Genomic DNA, 15,781 nt, shown 5'->3' with positions numbered 1-15,781 from the left:
TTCTTACCGGTCCATTTCGCCTGTGTTTTTTCGGCCGGACATCCGCTGGGATGCCCGGCCGATTTCGTTCGCGGTGTCGATAAAGGCCCTGAGTTTGGGCGCCATCGCCGCGCGACGCGGAAAGTAGAGGAAAAGGCCGGGTTCCTCGATCGCTGATTGCGGCAGAACCTGCACCAGGCGACCGGCCGCGAGATCGGCGCGCGCCAGCGGCTCGAACATATAGGCAAGGCCCACTCCGGCGAGAGCCAGGTCGATTGCCGCAAGCGAATCCGTCACGATGGCCGTACCGCTGGTTTCCATGACCACGTCCTTGCCGTCCCAGGTCAAATCCCAGCGATAGAGAGCACCGGAGCGAACGAGACGGTATCCGATGCAATTGTGGTTCGCGAGATCGGCCACGCTGCGCGGACGGCCATGTCGCCCGATATAGGCGGGCGAGGCGACGATAACGGCTTTGAAGGGCTGCGTCAGTCGGATGGCCACCATGTCCTGGGCGATCATCTCGCCGAGCCGGATGCCGGCGTCAAAACCTTCGCCGACGATATCGACCAACCCTTGATCGGCAAAAATCTCGACCGTGATGTCGGGATATCGCTCGGCCATCGCCGCCACGACCGGCGTCACCGCCAACGGCATTGCAATGTTGGAGGCGTTGATCCTGAGCAGCCCGGACGGCCTGCCCTTGACGCTGCGAATACGATCCATCCGCTCGGCGATATCCTGGAGGGCAGGGGCCGCCGTTTCCACCAGCGCCTTGCCGGCCTCGGTGAGCGAAACGCTGCGCGTGGTGCGCGCAAACAGCGGCTGACCGATCCGCTCCTCGACGAGGCGCACTGCATGGCTGACCGCCGAAGGGCTCATGCCCAGTTCGGCCGCGGCAAGGGCAAAACCGCCGCGCCGGGCGACCGCAATGATGACAGGCAGATGGCTGAGCAGATCCCGGTCCATTCATGAACAGTATCGCATAGTCTTTGCGGACAATGCAATCTTATCGACGCCGAGGCAGAGGTTCACATTGTCGCCAACACATCGGCGATCGGGCTGATGGTATCGAGGAGAAGAGACATGAACGCCTTGAAACACGCTACCTTCGCCGCAGGGCTTGCCTTGGCGCCGCTCGACGCCGGCGGGGCCGAGCCGATGGGCTGGCAGGCGCTTGCCGATGACCGCGCCATCATCCGCATCGTCGACGCCATCGACCGCGCGGTCGACGCGCAGGACTGGAAACGCGCGCGCAGCTATTTCGCGGATAGGGTCACCGCCGACTTCAGCAGCCTGTCCGGGCAGCCCGCGGCCAACATCGCCTCCGACGATCTGATCGGCGCCTGGGCCGGCAATCTCAAAGGCAGCAAGACCAGCCTGCATCTGCGCACCAATCACCAGGTCGTCCTTGAAGCGGACACGGCGACCGTTCTGTCGAACGGCTACGCCTGGAACCGGATGGAGGGTAATGGCGACCCGCTCTGGGAGGTCTGGGGCACGTATGAGCATCACCTCACGCGCTCCGCGGCTGGCTGGAAGGTCGATGGCTTCACCTTCCGCATGACGCATGAGCGCGGCAATCCCTGGGTCAAGGCGACACCTGGCCAATGACGCCCGCATCAACCGGACCAAGATCGGAAAAGACAATGACGATGAGCTACTACACACTCGGCAACAGCGGCCTGCGCGTCAGCCGGCTGGCACTGGGCACGATGACTTTCGGGACGGAATGGGGCTGGGGCGCGGACCGGGATACGGCGCGCGCGATGTTCGACGCCTATGTCGAGGCCGGAGGCAATTTCTTCGACACCGCCGACCTTTACACCGGCGGCACGGCCGAGACCTGGCTCGGTGAATTCGTGGCCGAGCGGGGCTTGCGCGACAAGGCGGTGATCGCCACCAAATTCACCATGAACTCGAACCCCGGCAATCCGAACGCCGGCGGCAATGGCCGCAAGAACATCATGCGTGCCGTCGACGCATCGCTGAAGCGGCTGGGTACCGACTATATCGATCTCTATCTCATGCATATCTGGGACAGGCTGACGCCGGCCGAAGAAGTGCTGCGTACGCTCGACGATCTGGTTCGGGCAGGCAAGATACGTCACATCGGCCTGTCCGACGTGCCGGCCTGGTATGCCGGGCGGGCGCAGGCGATCGCCGAACTGCGCGGCTATGAGCCGATCTCGGCGTTGCAGCTTGAATACTCCCTGGCGGAGCGTGCCATCGAGCATGAATTCGTGCCGTTCGGGACACGCCATGGCGCCGGCATCATGGTCTGGAGCCCGCTGGCAAGCGGACTGCTAAGTGGCAAATACCGCCCGGCGCAGGCGGGCAATGCCGGCCGGCTCGACGGCTTCCGCAACACCACCCACCCAGGCTTCCAGAAATTCAGCGAGCACAACTGGGCTGTGGTGGCGGAGCTGGAGAAAGTCGCCGCCGAACTCGGCCGCGGCATGGCTCAGGTCGCGCTGAACTGGGTGGCGACTCAGCCAGGAGTTGCCACCGTCATTCTCGGAGCAACGCGGCTTTCGCAGCTGCAGGATAATCTTGCGGCGCTCGATTTCTCCATACCGCCCGCGCTTCGCCAGCGCCTGGACAAGGTGAGCGGCACGCCGGCACCGTTCCCGCATTCTTATTTCGGTCCCGAGATCCAGGTCCGTGTCGCGGGCGGTGTCGTGACCGGCGACAAGCCGTCAGGCTACGCATTGCCGGTCGTGGTCGAAGGCGAGGCGGTTGCCATCAGCAGCAACTGATCCAGAAAGCCTGGAATTTTGCATAAGGGCGCGGCGTGACATCGCCGCGCCCTTCGTGTATCCGGTCAACCCGTCATGACAGCACCGCCGGGCGAAGCAGGGGGCGTTTTCGCCTTCAGAGCTTGCCACGCCGGAATTTCGAGGAACCAGATGACGGTCAAGCCCCGCTACCGACGTGTTCTGCTGAAAGCTTCGGGCGAAGCGTTGATGGGCGAACAGCATTTCGGCATCGACGTCTCGGTCGTCGACCGCATCGCCGGCGACATTGCCGAGGCCCGTGCGCTGGGCATCGAGGTGGGTGTCGTTATCGGCGGCGGCAATATCTTTCGCGGCGTGGCGGTCGCCTCCAAGGGAGGCGACCGCGTTACCGGCGATCACATGGGCATGCTTGCCACGGTCATCAATTCGCTGGCGTTGCGCACGTCGCTGAACAAGATCGGTGTCGATGCCGTCGTGCTGTCCGCAATTGCCATGCCCGAGCTTTGCGAGAGTTTTTCGCAGCGCCAAGCGACCGCCTACATGAACCAGGGCAAGGTGGTGATCTTCGCCGGCGGCACCGGCAATCCGTTCTTCACCACTGATTCGGCAGCGGCACTTCGCGCGGCCGAAATCGGCGCCGACGCGCTGTTCAAGGGTACCCAGGTCGACGGCGTCTATTCGGCCGACCCGAAAAAGGACCCGAGTGCGGCGCGTTTCGAGCGCATCAGCCACGCCGAAGTCATAAATCGCGGCCTTTCCATCATGGATACCGCTGCGATTGCACTTGCGCGCGAAAACAACATTCCGATAATCGTCTATTCGATCCACGAAAAGGGTGGTTTCGGCGATATTTTAAGGGGCGGCGGCCGCTGCACGGTCGTCGCGGACGAATGATCGGGGCCGATCCCTGGAAGGGGAAACCGGCTTTCGAACATCAGGCTCGAACACGGGGCCCTTGCCCCGAAGCAGTGAACCCGCGGCAGACGGGTCGAGGAGACTAAGATGAGTGGTGAGTACGACGATCTGAAGCGGCGCATGGATGGGGCCATCGCCGCGTTCAAGCATGACCTGGCTTCGCTGCGGACCGGTCGCGCCTCCAGCAATCTGCTCGATGCGATCCAGGTGCAGGCCTATGGCACCACCATGCCGATCAACCAGGTGGCCAACGTTTCGGTGCCGGAGCCGCGCATGATCTCGGTCTCGGTCTGGGACAAATCGATGGTCGGCGCGGTCGACCGCGCGATCCGGGAATCCAATCTGGGCTTCAACCCGATCGTCGATGGCACCAATCTGAGGATTCCGCTGCCGGAGCTCAACGAACAGCGCCGCAAGGAACTGGTCAAGATCTCGCACGGCTACGCAGAGAACGCCCGTGTCGCCGCGCGCCATGTGCGCCGCGACGGCATGGATTTCCTGAAGAAGGCGGAGAAGGACGGCGACATCAGCGAGGACGATCAGCGCAAGCGTTCCGACCAGGTCCAGAAACTTACCGACGAAACCATCAGCACCATCGATCATCTGCTTTCCGACAAGGAAGCTGAAATCATGCAGGTTTAGGGTTGGCCCTTGGCTGACCCGAAAGCGAGATCATGACAACGCCCGCGCATGTCGCGATCATCATGGATGGAAATGGACGCTGGGCCAAGGCGCGCGGTATGCCGAGGCTCGCCGGTCATCGCGCCGGCGTCGAGGCCCTGCGCAAGGCGGTGCGCGCCGCCCCGGGTCTCGGCATCTCCTTCCTGACCGTCTACGCTTTCTCGTCGGAGAACTGGTCGCGGCCGAAGTCCGAGGTCAGCGACCTTATGGGTCTGTTGAAGCTGTTCATCCGTCGCGACCTTGCCGAGCTGCACCAGAGCGGCGTACGGGTCAGGATCATCGGCGACCGCACAGGGCTGCAGGCGGACATCAGGGGGCTGCTCGACGAGGCCGAATCGCTGACGATCCACAACACTTCGCTGACGCTGGTGATCGCCTTCAATTATGGCGGGCGTGACGAGATCGTCCGCACGGCGCGCAAGCTTGCCGCGGCCGTGGCCCGCGGTGAAATGGACAGCGAGGCTATATCGGCTGAAAGCTTTGCCGGCTCTCTCGACACGCAAGGCATTCCCGATCCGGAGCTGGTCATCCGCACCAGCGGCGAACTGCGCCTGTCCAACTTCCTCTTGTGGCAGGCCGCCTACAGCGAACTCGTCTTCCTGCCGTGCTACTGGCCGGATTTCAACCGCGAGCATTTCGCCGAGGCCTTGCGCGAATATGCCGGCCGCGAGCGCCGCTTCGGCGGACTGGGGCCGCAGGACGTCGCTTCGCGGCCGGCCGCGGGATGAGCAACCTTCAGCTGCGCGTCATCTCGGCCGTCGTGCTGGCCATTGTCGCCCTCGGCCTGACCTGGCTCGGTAGCCTGCCGTTCCGGCTGCTGTGCGCCATCATGGCGGCAATGATCTTCTACGAGTGGACACGCATGTCGCGGCCCGCCGCCGCCGACGGGCTTGGTTTTCTGCCGGAAGCGCTGATGGTCCTTTTCGTCGGCGCCTTGATTGCCGGCCTGCCCGCACGGTGGCTGCTGCCGCTCGTCGTGATTCTGGTTGCGACAGCTGCGATCACCGCCGGAGTTCGCAAGATCGGCCAGTGGGACGCCAGCGGCCTTGCCTATGCCTGCATGTCGGGCCTGTCGCTTGCCCTGCTGCGGGACGGCGACCATTCGGGCCTCGTCGCCATCCTGTTCCTGTTCGCGGTCGTCTGGGCAACCGACATTTTTGCCTATTTCGTCGGGCGTGCCGTCGGCGGGCCCAAACTGGCGCCTTCGATCTCGCCCGGCAAGACCCGCAGCGGCGCCCTCGGCGGGGCGGTCGGTGGTGTCGTCGCGGGGCTGCTGCTTGCCGCCTTCGCCGGCGCCGGCAACCTGGCGTTGCTGGGTGTTGTGGCGCTGGTACTGTCGATTGTCGCCCAAGCCGGCGACCTCTTCGAATCCTGGGTCAAGCGGTGTCACGGCCGCAAGGATTCTGGCGTGCTCATCCCTGGGCATGGCGGCGTCATGGACCGTGTCGACGGGCTTGTCGCGGCCGCTCTTGCCCTATACGTCATCGGCTGGATCGCGGCGGGCGCCGAGCATCCGGCACAGGGGCTGTTTCCCATTTGAACGGTGTCATTCCACGATCTGGCGCGGGCGCCTTGGATTCGCCTGTATTGATGTCACAGTCACGCAGCGACGCGGAAGAACTTGAGGGCCTGAATTGAACGAGATTCTTCACGCGATTTTCAGCACGGAAGGCCTCTTTCTCGGCACGCTCGTGCCGTTTCTCTTCGTTCTGACCGTCGTGGTGTTCGTTCACGAGATGGGCCACTATCTCGTCGGCCGCTGGTGCGGCATCGGGGTCAGAGCCTTCTCCATCGGCTTCGGTCCGGAGCTCATCGGCTTCAACGACAGGCATGGTACGCGCTGGAAGCTTTGCGCCATACCGCTTGGCGGCTATGTCAAGTTTGTCGGCGACATGAACGCCACCTCCAGCCAGCCGACATCGGAAGAACTCGAAACGCTGACCGACGAGGAACGCAAGGTTGCCTTCCACACCCAGGCGATCTGGAAGCGCGCGGCAACGGTAGTGGCCGGGCCGCTGTTTAACTTCCTGCTGACGATCGTCGTCTTTTCCGTGCTGTTTGCCGCCTATGGGCGTTATGTCGCGGAGCCCATGGTGGCGGAGGTTACAACAGACAGTCCCGCGGCCAAGGCCGGCATCTTGCCAGGCGACCGATTCGTCAGCGTTGACGGCAGCAAGGTCGAAACCTTCGGCGACGTGCAGCGGCTGGTCTCGGGCCGCGCCGGCGACACCATCACCTTCGTCATGCTGCGCGGCGGCAAGGAGGTCACGGTGACCGCGTCGCCGCAGCTGATGGAGCAGGAGGACGCGCTCGGCAACAAGGTCAAGGTCGCCGTGATCGGCGTCGTCAACAACAAGGAACTCGGCCAGCCCCGCCTCATCACCTACACCCCGGTCGGAGCCGTTGCGGCGGCCGTTGAGGAAACCGGCCACGTCATCGAGCGCACCGGACAGTTCCTGCAGCGCTTCGCCGTCGGGCGCGAGGACAAGTGCCAGTTGGGTGGCCCGGTCAAGATCGCCGACATGGCCGGCAAGGCGGCCAAACTCGGTTTTGAATGGCTGGTGCAGCTCGTCGCGCTGCTGTCCGTTGGGATAGGCATTCTAAACCTTTTGCCGATTCCCCCCCTCGACGGCGGCCATCTGTTGTTCTACGGGGTGGAGGCCGTCATCCGCCGGCCGGTGTCGGAACGGATGATGGAAATGGCCTATCGGGCCGGTCTGCTTCTGGTGCTGTGCTTCATGGGGTTCGTGTTCTGGAACGATCTCTTTGGGTGCTGAAATCATGAAGGAATTTGGCCTGAGCATGGCGGATGTTGAGACGCCGTTTACCATGCACGGGGATATGAGTGACGCGAAAGCCACGCAACAGGGTTAAGTAAATACAAATTAACCAGAAGCCTTGCGTGTAGGGAAAATCCGGTTAATACGGTAGGGGAAATGACCGCACGTCCGGTTTTCTCGCCGTGGGGACTACGAGAAAAGGTTATTAAGCCCGATGAAGGCAGCATCCAAGTTTCTAAACGCCGCGTCAGCGGCGGCACTGTCCGCCGCTCTGGTCGTACCAGGTGCGCTCGCAGTGCAGTTCGTTGCCACATCGGCGGCCGAAGCCGCGGTCGTAAGCCGGGTGGAGGTGAGCGGCAACCAGCGTGTCGACGCCGATACCATCCGCAACTACATCACCATCAAGCCCGGCAAGGCCTTCTCCAGCTCCGATGTCGATAGCGCGGTCAAGGCGCTGTTCGGCACCGGCCTGTTCTCGGATGTCCAGATCAACCAGGTCGGCTCGACCCTGGTGGTCAAGGTTTCGGAATACAAGGTCGTCAACCAGGTGCTGTTCCAGGGCAACAAGAAGCTCAAGGACAACGCGCTTCAGGCGGCGGTTCAGCTGAAGCCGCGCGGCACGTTCTCTCAAGCTACGCTGGATTCGGATGTCGAGGCGGTCAAGGCCGCCTACAGGCGTATCGGCCGTGACGATGCCGGCGTGACCGCGCAGATCATGGAGCTTGGCGACAACCGCGTGAACGTGGTCTTCCACATCACCGAAGGCGATCGCACGCAGATCGCGGCAATCAATTTCGTCGGCAACAGCGCCTATTCCAGCCGCCGCCTGTCTGATGTGATCAACACCAAGCGCTCGTCCTGGGTTTCGTTCATTCTGCGCGACGACGTCTACGACGAAGACAAGCTGCGCGCCGACCAGGAGCTGCTGCGCCGCTTCTATTACAATCACGGTTATGCCGACTTCCAGGTCGTGTCCGCCGTCGGCGAGCTCGACAATGCGACCAACAAATACACGGTCACCATCACCGTCCAGGAAGGCGAGCGCTACAATTTTGGCGACATCAGCGTCGAAAGCACGATCCCGGAAGTCGACTCCAAGTCGCTGGAATCGGTGGTCGAAACCCGCAAGGGCGATGTCTACAATGCCAAGAACGTCGAAGACTCCATCATTGCGCTGACGGAGAAGGTGGCTGGTTCCGGCTATGCTTTCGCCCAGGTGACACCGCGCGGCGACCGCAACTTCGAGAACCACACGATCTCGGTGGTCTACACCGTCGACCAGGGCACCAAGGCCTATGTCGAGCGCATCGAGATCCGCGGCAACGACCGCACGCGTGACTATGTCATCCGTCGCGAATTCGATGTCAGCGAAGGCGATGCGTTCAACCAGGTGCTCATCCAGCGCGCGAAGAAGCGCCTGGAAGACCTGAATTATTTTGACAAAGTCGACATTTCGACCGTGCCTGGCTCGGCCCCTGACCAGGTCGTGCTGGTGGTCGACGTGGTCGAGAAGTCGACGGGTGAATTCTCGGTTGGCGCCGGCTATTCGACCGGCGGCGATTCGGCTGGACCGTCCGTCGAAGGATCGATCACCGAGCGCAACTTCCTCGGCCGTGGCCAGTTCATCAAAGTGTCGGCTGGTGGCGGCAAGAACTCGCGCGACTACAGCCTGTCCTTCACCGAGCCCTACTTCCTCGGGCGGCGTATCGCCGCCGGCTTCGACATCTTCAAGTCGACGCGGGAATACAACAACAATTACGACAGCGACACCACCGGCGCGACGATCCGCTTCGGGTTGCCAATCACCAACAGCATCACGACCCAGTTGGCGTACAACATCTCGCAGGAGAAATATAAGGTCGACGACGGTTGCGATCCCACTCCTGTCGATCCCGACGGCAACTGCAACATTTCCCAGGCCATTCTGGATGGCATCGAGCAGAGCCCATGGATCAAGTCCTCGGTCAGCCTTGGGCTGGTCTACAATACCATCGATGACATGAAGAACCCGCATGAGGGTATCTATGCCAACACGACAGTGGAGGTCGCCGGTCTCGGTGGCGATGCCAAGTTCGTGAAGATCACCGGGCGCGGCAGCATCTACCAGACGCTGTCCGAGCAGCTTGACCTTGTCGGCCTCCTTTCGGGTGGCGCAGGACATGTCGAGGGCTACGGCAGCGACGGCGATCTGCGCATCTTCGATCACTTCCAGAGCACCGATCGCATGATCCGCGGCTTTGCCTATGGTGGCATCGGCCCGGTTGCTAACGACACCAGCGGTGACCATCTGGGTGGAACGACCTATTTCAACGCTTCGGCGGAGGCGCAATTCCCGCTGCCGGTCGTGCCTGAGAGCTTCGGCTTGCGGGGCGCGGTGTTCGCTGATGCGGCAACGCTCTATGGCAGCAAGATCGCCACTGGCTTGGTCGATCCAGATTCTACCGGCATGAAGGTGCGCGCCTCGGTTGGTCTCGGCCTGATGTGGGCGTCTCCGTTCGGCCCGATCCGTATCGACTATGCAATCCCGGTCAAGAAGGAAGCGAGCGACGACGTGCAGGAATTCAACTTCGGCATATCGACCCGCTTCTGATCGGCGGCCAACGATGCTCCCGGGTTTTGGATCCGGGAGAAATGTTCCGACCTAGCTGGATATAGCTTCTGGAATGACCGATCCGGTGTTCTTCGCGCCATCACGCCGGTATACGGCGGCCGAAGTCGCGAATCTGACCGGCTCGGTGCTTGTCGATTCCGGCCAATCCGACGTTTTGATCGAAGCGCTGGCGCCGGCCAATGAAGGCGGCGCCAATGCGCTTGTCTTCGTCGACGGCAGGCGTAATTCCGCGCTGATGCCGTCGCTGCGGGCGGCGGCGGTCCTGTGCACGGCCGAATTCGCAAACAAGGCGCCTTCCAGCGTCGCTGTCTTGACTCATCCACGGCCGCAGCAGGCTTTCGCGCTGGTTGGGCGCCTGCTGTTCCCGACAGCCGCCACGCCGGGGCCAATGACCAGTGAAACCGGTGTTTCGCCCCATGCCCATGTCGATCCGACGGCGCATGTCGAAGCCGGGGCTATCATCGAGGCCGGCGCGGTCATCGGGCCTGGTGTCTCGATCGGCAGCGGCACAGTCATTGCGCCCAACGCCGTCATCGGACAGTCCTGCCAGATTGGCCGTGACGGTTATGTCGGGCCGGGCGCCAGTATCCAGTACGCTCTGATCGGCAATCGAGTCATCATCCATGGTGGCGCCAGGATCGGCCAGGACGGCTTTGGCTTTGTCGGCGGCGCCAAGGGGCCGGAACGTGTTCCACAGATCGGACGCGTCGTCATCCAGGACGATGTCGAGATCGGCTCCAATTCCACCGTCGATCGTGGCGCCATGTCCGATACGATCATCGGGCAAGGCACCAAGATCGACAATCTCGTTCAGATCGCCCATAACGTCCGCATCGGCCGCAATTGTATAGTGGCCGGGCTGTCGGGTATTTCCGGTTCCGTGGTGGTGGGTGACAATGTCACCATGGGCGGCGGTGTCGGGCTTGCGGATCATCTGACGATTGGTACAGGTGCCAAGCTTGCAGCCAGAAGTGGATTTATGAGCAATGTTCCCGCCGGCGAGATCTGGGGTGGCTATCCGGCGCAGCCGATGGCGGAAGCCATGCGAGAGATAGCCATGTTGCGCACGATGGCCAGGGCACGCAAGCAGGGCAAGGACAATGGCTGACATGGTGGCGGCGACAACGCTGGAAGCGGTCGACATATTGGGGCTGATGAAGCTCCTGCCGCACCGTTATCCCTTCCTGATGATCGACCGCATCGTGGACATCGACGGCGACGACTCCGCCATCGGCATCAAGAACGTGACCATAAACGAGCCGCATTTTCAGGGGCATTTCCCGGAGCAGCCGGTGATGCCTGGCGTGCTGATCGTCGAGGCCATGGCCCAGACGGCCGGAGCCATCTGCATCCGCAGCCTCGGGGCGTCAAAGCCATCGCTGGTCTATTTTCTGACCATCGACAACGCCAAATTCCGCAAACCGGTCGTCCCCGGCGACCAGTTGAAGATCCATGTCAAGAAAATCAAGAAGCGCGGCAACCTGCTCAAATTCGCCTGTGAAGCCCTGGTCGAAGGTACCAAGGCGGCCGAGGCCGAGATTTCAGCCATGATGGTCACCGGCGACTGACGATCGAGTGCCTATGAAAATCAAGACGTCAATCCATCCTTCCTCCGTCGTGGAAGAAGGCGCCCAGATCGGCCAGGGTGTGCGCATCGGGCCGTTCTGCCATGTCAGCGCCGATGCCGTGATCGGCGACGGGGTCGAACTGGTCAGCCATGTCTCGGTGATGGGCGCGACCACTATCGGGGCGTCGACCAAGGTCTATCCGATGGCGACACTGGGCGCACCGCCGCAAAACACCAAGCACAAGGGCGGCCGCACGACGCTGGTCATTGGCGCCAACTGCACCATCCGCGAAGGCGTGACCATGCATGTCGGCACCGACACCAGCCGTGGCGAAACCACGGTCGGCGACAATGGCAATTTCCTCGCCTACGCCCATATCGCCCATGACTGTGCCGTCGGCAACAACGCCACCTTCGCCAATGGGGCGACATTGGGCGGCCACTGCGAGATAGGCAACAACGTCTATATTGGCGGCCTCAGCGCCGTCCATCAATTCGTGCGCGTGGGTGACAACGCCTTTCTTGGCGGGTGCTCGGCTTTTGTCGGTGATGTCATTCCCTATGCCATCGCCGTCGGTAACCGCGCCAGCCTGCGCGGCTTGAACATCATCGGCCTCAAGCGCGCCGGTCTGCCGCGTTCCGAAATCCATCTGCTGCGCAAGGCCTACAAGACGATCTTCGACCGCTCCCGCACCGTGGGCGAGAACATCGAGTTCGCCAAGGTGGAGTTCGCCTCGTCGCCGACAGCGATGAAGATCATCGACTTCATCACCAGTCGCGGCAAGCGGCACTATGCGGTGCCATCGCTCAAGGGCGGCGATGGCGACGATGCCGATGACGAAGGCTGAGACAGCCGCGGCTGGTCTCGATCTCCCGCCTGGTGCCAGGGTCGGCATCATCGCCGGCGGCGGCAGCCTTCCGGTCGAAGTCGCTGCCGGTTTGGCCGGACAGGGTCATCCGCCCTTCGTCGTGCTCATGGACGGTGAGGCCGACCGCCTGGCTGAATTGTGCCGTTACGAGCATGAGACCCTTGCCCTGGAGGCGATAGGATCGCTCATTCCGCTGCTCAAGCGTAACCGGATTACGCATCTGGTGCTTGCCGGCGAGATTAAGCGCAGGCCAAGGCTGACACAGATGCGCCCAAGCCTCAGCCTGCTCGCTGTGATACCCGTCGTCGTCATGGCGTTGGCGCGCGGCGACGATGGACTGCTCAAGGTGGTGGCGCGCGGGCTCGAGGCCCGGGGGATAAAGGTCGTGGGCGCCCACGAGATCGTGCCGAACCTTGTCGCCGCCGAAGGGGTGTTGACCAGGGCCACGCCCCGGAAGTCGGACTGGCGCGACATCGAGGCAGGTTTTGCCGCGGCAAAAGCCATCGGGGCGCTGGATATCGGCCAGGCGGCGATCGCGGTCGGCGGCCGGACCATTGCGCTTGAAGGCATCGAGGGCACGGCCGGATTGCTGGACCGCGCCAGGCTGCTGCGCGGCCACGGCCGTATCGCCGGCAAGACGCGCGGTGTGCTGGTCAAATGCGCCAAGCCTGGCCAGGAGCTGCGCGCGGATCTTCCTTCCATAGGGCCCCAGACGGTAGAAGCAGCGCATGCGGCCGGGCTTGCCGGCATTGCCGTCGAGGCGGGACGCTCCCTAATCCTCGAAGCTCCCGCAACCCTCTCGCGTGCCAATGACCTTGGGCTGTTCATTGTCGGCCTGGCCGCAACGGAGTCAGGTCATGGCTGACAGGGCGCTGAAGATCGCGATCGTCGCGGGCGAGGAGTCAGGCGACCTGCTTGGCGCCGACATTGTCCAGTCGCTGCGCCAAATAACAGGGCGCGATGTGCAGCTCGTCGGCCTCGGTGGCCGCCACCTGCAGGCGCTTGGGCTGGTTTCGCCGTTCGACGCCAGCGAGGTCGCGCTAATGGGGTTCAGCGCCGTCCTGCGTGACCTGCCGCGCCTGATGCGGCGGATCGGTCAGCTGGCGGGGCTGGTTGCGGATGCCAAGCCGGACTGCCTCGTCACCATCGACAGCCCCGATTTTTCGCTGCGCGTCGCCAAAAAGGTGCGCGCCGCCAACCCGACGATCCCGATCGTCCACTATGTCTGCCCGAGCGTCTGGGCATGGCGGCCGGGCAGGGCGGTGGCGATGAAGCCGTATGTCGATCACATCCTGTGCATCCTGCCGTTCGAAGTGAAGGAGCTCGATCGGCTGGGTGGCCCGCCCGGCACCTATGTCGGCCATCGCCTGACGCATGATCCCGGCGTGCTGTCGGCCGCCAGGGCGCAGGCCCAGCCGCGTGATCTTTCACCAGACCGCGTGAAGACGCTGCTTGTCCTGCCCGGCTCGCGGCGCGGCGAGGTGCGACGGCTGCTCGAGCCGTTCGGCGAGACCGTGTCGATGCTGCGGGCACGCGGGCATCGGCTTCGGCTGATGTTGCCGACGGTGCCGCATGTCGCGGACACCGTACGATCCGCGGTCACGCGCTGGGATGAAAAACCCGAGATTATCCTGGAGCCGGAGCGCAAATGGCAGGCCTTCGGCAAGGCCGACGCGGCGTTGATCGCGTCCGGCACCGTCTCCCTGGAACTGGCACTGTCCGGCGTGCCGATGATCTCTTGCTACCGGCTCGACCCTGTCGCACGCGCCGTGGCGCGGTATTTCGTTTCCGTCTGGTCGGCGCTGCTGCCCAACCTGATCTCGGATCGCGCACTGATCCCGGAGTTCTACGACGAATACGTCAGGCCGAACAATCTGGCACGCCAGCTGGAAGCGCTGTTGGCCGACAGTGGCATGCGCGCCTGGCAGAAAGACGGGTTCGCCGAGATTTCACGGCGCATGGCAACGGACAAACCGTCCGGTGAGATCGCGGCGCAGGTGGTGATGGGGTGTATCAAGAGAGTGAGTAGGCAGTAGTGAGTGGTGAATAGTGAGTAGTGAGTAGTGGTTATTGAGTAGTGAGTAGTGAGTAGTGAGTAGTGAATAGTGAGTTAGAAAACTCTCTAACCTGACTACTCACTAGTCACTACTCACTACTCACTACTCACTCGTCTCAGCGCTTGGCGATCGGCACGTAGTCGCGCTCTGGCGCACCGGTATAGAGCTGGCGCGGACGGCCGATCTTCTGGCGTGGATCCTCGATCATTTCCTTCCACTGGGCGATCCAGCCGACCGTGCGGGCAACCGCGAACAGCACGGTGAACATGGTGGTGGGGAAGCCCAGCGCCTTCAGCGTGATGCCGGAATAGAAGTCGACGTTCGGGTAGAGTTTCTTCTCGATGAAATAGGGATCGGTCAGCGCGATCTTTTCCAGTTCCATCGCGATGTCGAGCAGCGGATCGTCCTTGATGCCGAGTTCGCCCAGAACCTCATGCGCCGTCTTCTGCATGATCTTGGCACGCGGATCGTAGTTCTTGTAGACGCGGTGGCCAAAGCCCATCAGGCGGAACGGATCGTTCTTGTCCTTGGCGCGGGCGATGAATTCCGGGATGTGATCGACATGGCCGATCTCGCCCAGCATGTTGAGCGCCGCTTCGTTGGCGCCGCCATGGGCCGGGCCCCACAGGCAAGCAATCCCGGCGGCGATGCAGGCGAACGGGTTGGCGCCCGAGGAACCGGCGAGGCGAACGGTCGAGGTCGAAGCGTTCTGCTCATGATCGGCATGCAGGATGAAGATACGCTCCATGGCGCGCGCCAGCACCGGGTTGATCTTGTACTCCTCGCACGGCACGGCAAAGCACATGTGCAGGAAGTTTGCCGCGAAACCGAGATCGTTCTTCGGATAAATAAAGGGCTGGCCGATGTGGTACTTGTAGGCCATGGCCGCGATCGTCGGCATTTTGGCGATCAGGCGCATGGAGGCAACCATGCGCTGGTACGGGTCGGAGATGTCGGTCGAGTCATGATAGAAGGCCGACAGCGCGCCAACCACGCCGCACATCACCGCCATCGGGTGCGCGTCGCGGCGGAAGCCGGTGAAAAAGCGCGACATCTGCTCGTGCACCATTGTGTGGCGCGTTACGCGGTAGTCGAAATCGTCCTTCTGCGCCTTGGTCGGCAATTCGCCGTAGAGCAGGAGGTAGCAGACTTCGAGGAAGTCGCCATGTTCGGCCAGCTGGTCGATCGGATAGCCCCGATGCAGGAGGATGCCGGCGTCGCCATCGATGAAGGTGATTTCCGACTCGCAGCTTGCCGTCGAGGTAAAGCCGGGGTCATAGGTGAAGGCGCCGGTGGTGCTGTAGAGCGAGGCGATGTCGATGACGTCAGGTCCGACCGAGCCGCTTCGCACCTTGAATTCGTGAGTCTTGCCGGCGAATTCCAGCGTTGCCGTGGCCTCTTGGCCGCCCACATCCAGTTTTTTCGCAGCTTCGGTCATTGCAAACTCCTTCTTGTTTCCTCATGCCGGCAAAGGCAAATTCCGCAGAGCGACACGTCGAAATCACCGCAATTCGCGTATTCGCCACCGCATTCTAGGAGGTGCGTGCCAGATTGGGCCAAGGCCTAATGTTGCACTGCGAAACC

15 protein-coding genes are annotated in these 15,781 nt (G+C 62.6%); 13 read left to right on the top strand and 2 right to left on the bottom strand.

Annotated elements, in window-relative coordinates; all coding sequences use genetic code 11:
- Positions 1-3: 3 nt before the first annotated feature.
- On the bottom strand, positions 4-948 hold the full coding sequence (locus FJ527_RS28085; RefSeq protein ID WP_140664123.1) for a LysR family transcriptional regulator: 945 nt from the start codon (positions 946-948) through the stop codon (positions 4-6).
- Between the two features lie 117 nt (positions 949-1,065).
- On the opposite strand from FJ527_RS28085, the gene FJ527_RS28080 reads away from it, so the two are divergent.
- The 13 genes from FJ527_RS28080 (at position 1,066) to lpxB (ending at position 14,176) form a co-directional block, all read left to right on the top strand.
- Positions 1,066-1,593 carry a nuclear transport factor 2 family protein gene (locus tag FJ527_RS28080; protein ID WP_140824583.1) on the top strand — a complete coding sequence of 176 codons (528 nt, stop codon included), beginning with the start codon at positions 1,066-1,068 and terminating at the stop codon, positions 1,591-1,593.
- A gap of 35 nt (positions 1,594-1,628) precedes the next feature.
- A complete protein-coding gene (locus tag FJ527_RS28075) occupies positions 1,629-2,738 on the top strand; it encodes an aldo/keto reductase (protein WP_015317782.1) in 1,110 nt (369 codons plus the stop codon).
- Positions 2,739-2,888: 150 nt separating this feature from the next.
- Positions 2,889-3,611, top strand: a complete 723-nt coding sequence (gene pyrH / locus FJ527_RS28070; protein ID WP_140718033.1) for a UMP kinase — start codon at positions 2,889-2,891, stop codon at positions 3,609-3,611.
- 108 nt (positions 3,612-3,719) lie between these two features.
- Complete coding sequence (gene frr / locus FJ527_RS28065; RefSeq protein WP_015317784.1) at positions 3,720-4,274, top strand: ribosome recycling factor; 555 nt, start codon at positions 3,720-3,722, stop codon at positions 4,272-4,274.
- Between the two features lie 32 nt (positions 4,275-4,306).
- Positions 4,307-5,041: an isoprenyl transferase gene (locus FJ527_RS28060; protein ID WP_140664120.1), complete on the top strand. Its 735-nt coding sequence runs from the start codon at positions 4,307-4,309 to the stop codon at positions 5,039-5,041.
- Positions 5,038-5,853 carry a phosphatidate cytidylyltransferase gene (locus tag FJ527_RS28055; protein WP_140824582.1) on the top strand — a complete coding sequence of 272 codons (816 nt, stop codon included), beginning with the start codon at positions 5,038-5,040 and terminating at the stop codon, positions 5,851-5,853. The genes FJ527_RS28060 and FJ527_RS28055 overlap by 4 nt, the downstream gene beginning before the upstream one ends.
- A 94-nt stretch (positions 5,854-5,947) precedes the next feature.
- The gene (rseP, locus tag FJ527_RS28050) at positions 5,948-7,090 is read left to right on the top strand and encodes an RIP metalloprotease RseP (RefSeq protein ID WP_015317787.1); all 1,143 of its coding nucleotides are present in this window, start codon (positions 5,948-5,950) and stop codon (positions 7,088-7,090) included.
- A gap of 217 nt (positions 7,091-7,307) precedes the next feature.
- Positions 7,308-9,683: an outer membrane protein assembly factor BamA gene (gene bamA / locus FJ527_RS28045; protein WP_140824581.1), complete on the top strand. Its 2,376-nt coding sequence runs from the start codon at positions 7,308-7,310 to the stop codon at positions 9,681-9,683.
- A gap of 73 nt (positions 9,684-9,756) precedes the next feature.
- Positions 9,757-10,812, top strand: coding sequence for a UDP-3-O-(3-hydroxymyristoyl)glucosamine N-acyltransferase (lpxD, locus tag FJ527_RS28040; protein WP_015317789.1), 1,056 nt, complete (start codon positions 9,757-9,759; stop codon positions 10,810-10,812).
- Positions 10,805-11,272, top strand: coding sequence for a 3-hydroxyacyl-ACP dehydratase FabZ (gene fabZ, locus FJ527_RS28035; RefSeq protein ID WP_015317790.1), 468 nt, complete (start codon positions 10,805-10,807; stop codon positions 11,270-11,272). The genes lpxD and fabZ overlap by 8 nt, the downstream gene beginning before the upstream one ends.
- Before the next feature lie 13 nt (positions 11,273-11,285).
- A complete protein-coding gene (lpxA, locus tag FJ527_RS28030; RefSeq protein WP_140664109.1) occupies positions 11,286-12,119 on the top strand; it encodes an acyl-ACP--UDP-N-acetylglucosamine O-acyltransferase in 834 nt (277 codons plus the stop codon).
- Positions 12,106-13,005, top strand: a complete 900-nt coding sequence (locus FJ527_RS28025) for an LpxI family protein (RefSeq protein ID WP_224719209.1) — start codon at positions 12,106-12,108, stop codon at positions 13,003-13,005. The genes lpxA and FJ527_RS28025 overlap by 14 nt, the downstream gene beginning before the upstream one ends.
- Positions 12,998-14,176: a lipid-A-disaccharide synthase gene (gene lpxB / locus FJ527_RS28020; protein WP_140824580.1), complete on the top strand. Its 1,179-nt coding sequence runs from the start codon at positions 12,998-13,000 to the stop codon at positions 14,174-14,176. Before FJ527_RS28025 ends, lpxB begins: the two co-directional genes overlap by 8 nt.
- A 136-nt stretch (positions 14,177-14,312) precedes the next feature.
- Here lpxB and gltA read toward each other — a convergent pair whose 3' ends face one another.
- Positions 14,313-15,635 carry a citrate synthase gene (gene gltA / locus FJ527_RS28015; RefSeq protein ID WP_015317794.1) on the bottom strand — a complete coding sequence of 441 codons (1,323 nt, stop codon included), beginning with the start codon at positions 15,633-15,635 and terminating at the stop codon, positions 14,313-14,315.
- Positions 15,636-15,781: the final 146 nt, after the last annotated feature.

Source organism: Mesorhizobium sp. B2-4-18 (assembly GCF_006441385.1).
GTDB lineage: Bacteria > Pseudomonadota > Alphaproteobacteria > Rhizobiales > Rhizobiaceae > Mesorhizobium > Mesorhizobium australicum.
This window is presented reverse-complemented; position numbering and strand designations above follow the sequence as displayed.

Bases quoted from the DNA above. Each gene is read 5' to 3' on its own strand.
- FJ527_RS28075 (WP_015317782.1), top strand. From the start codon at position 1,629: ATGACGATGAGCTACTACACACTCGGCAACAGCGGCCTGCGCGTCAGC.
- FJ527_RS28025 (WP_224719209.1), top strand. From the start codon at position 12,106: ATGACGAAGGCTGAGACAGCCGCGGCTGGTCTCGATCTCCCGCCTGGT.
- gltA (WP_015317794.1), bottom strand. From the start codon at position 15,635: ATGACCGAAGCTGCGAAAAAACTGGATGTGGGCGGCCAAGAGGCCACG.
- bamA (WP_140824581.1), top strand. From the start codon at position 7,308: ATGAAGGCAGCATCCAAGTTTCTAAACGCCGCGTCAGCGGCGGCACTG.
- FJ527_RS28080 (WP_140824583.1), top strand. From the start codon at position 1,066: ATGAACGCCTTGAAACACGCTACCTTCGCCGCAGGGCTTGCCTTGGCG.
- lpxD (WP_015317789.1), top strand. From the start codon at position 9,757: ATGACCGATCCGGTGTTCTTCGCGCCATCACGCCGGTATACGGCGGCC.
- frr (WP_015317784.1), top strand. From the start codon at position 3,720: ATGAGTGGTGAGTACGACGATCTGAAGCGGCGCATGGATGGGGCCATC.
- pyrH (WP_140718033.1), top strand. From the start codon at position 2,889: ATGACGGTCAAGCCCCGCTACCGACGTGTTCTGCTGAAAGCTTCGGGC.
- FJ527_RS28060 (WP_140664120.1), top strand. From the start codon at position 4,307: ATGACAACGCCCGCGCATGTCGCGATCATCATGGATGGAAATGGACGC.
- lpxB (WP_140824580.1), top strand. From the start codon at position 12,998: ATGGCTGACAGGGCGCTGAAGATCGCGATCGTCGCGGGCGAGGAGTCA.
- FJ527_RS28085 (WP_140664123.1), bottom strand. From the start codon at position 948: ATGGACCGGGATCTGCTCAGCCATCTGCCTGTCATCATTGCGGTCGCC.
- fabZ (WP_015317790.1), top strand. From the start codon at position 10,805: ATGGCTGACATGGTGGCGGCGACAACGCTGGAAGCGGTCGACATATTG.
- FJ527_RS28055 (WP_140824582.1), top strand. From the start codon at position 5,038: ATGAGCAACCTTCAGCTGCGCGTCATCTCGGCCGTCGTGCTGGCCATT.
- lpxA (WP_140664109.1), top strand. From the start codon at position 11,286: ATGAAAATCAAGACGTCAATCCATCCTTCCTCCGTCGTGGAAGAAGGC.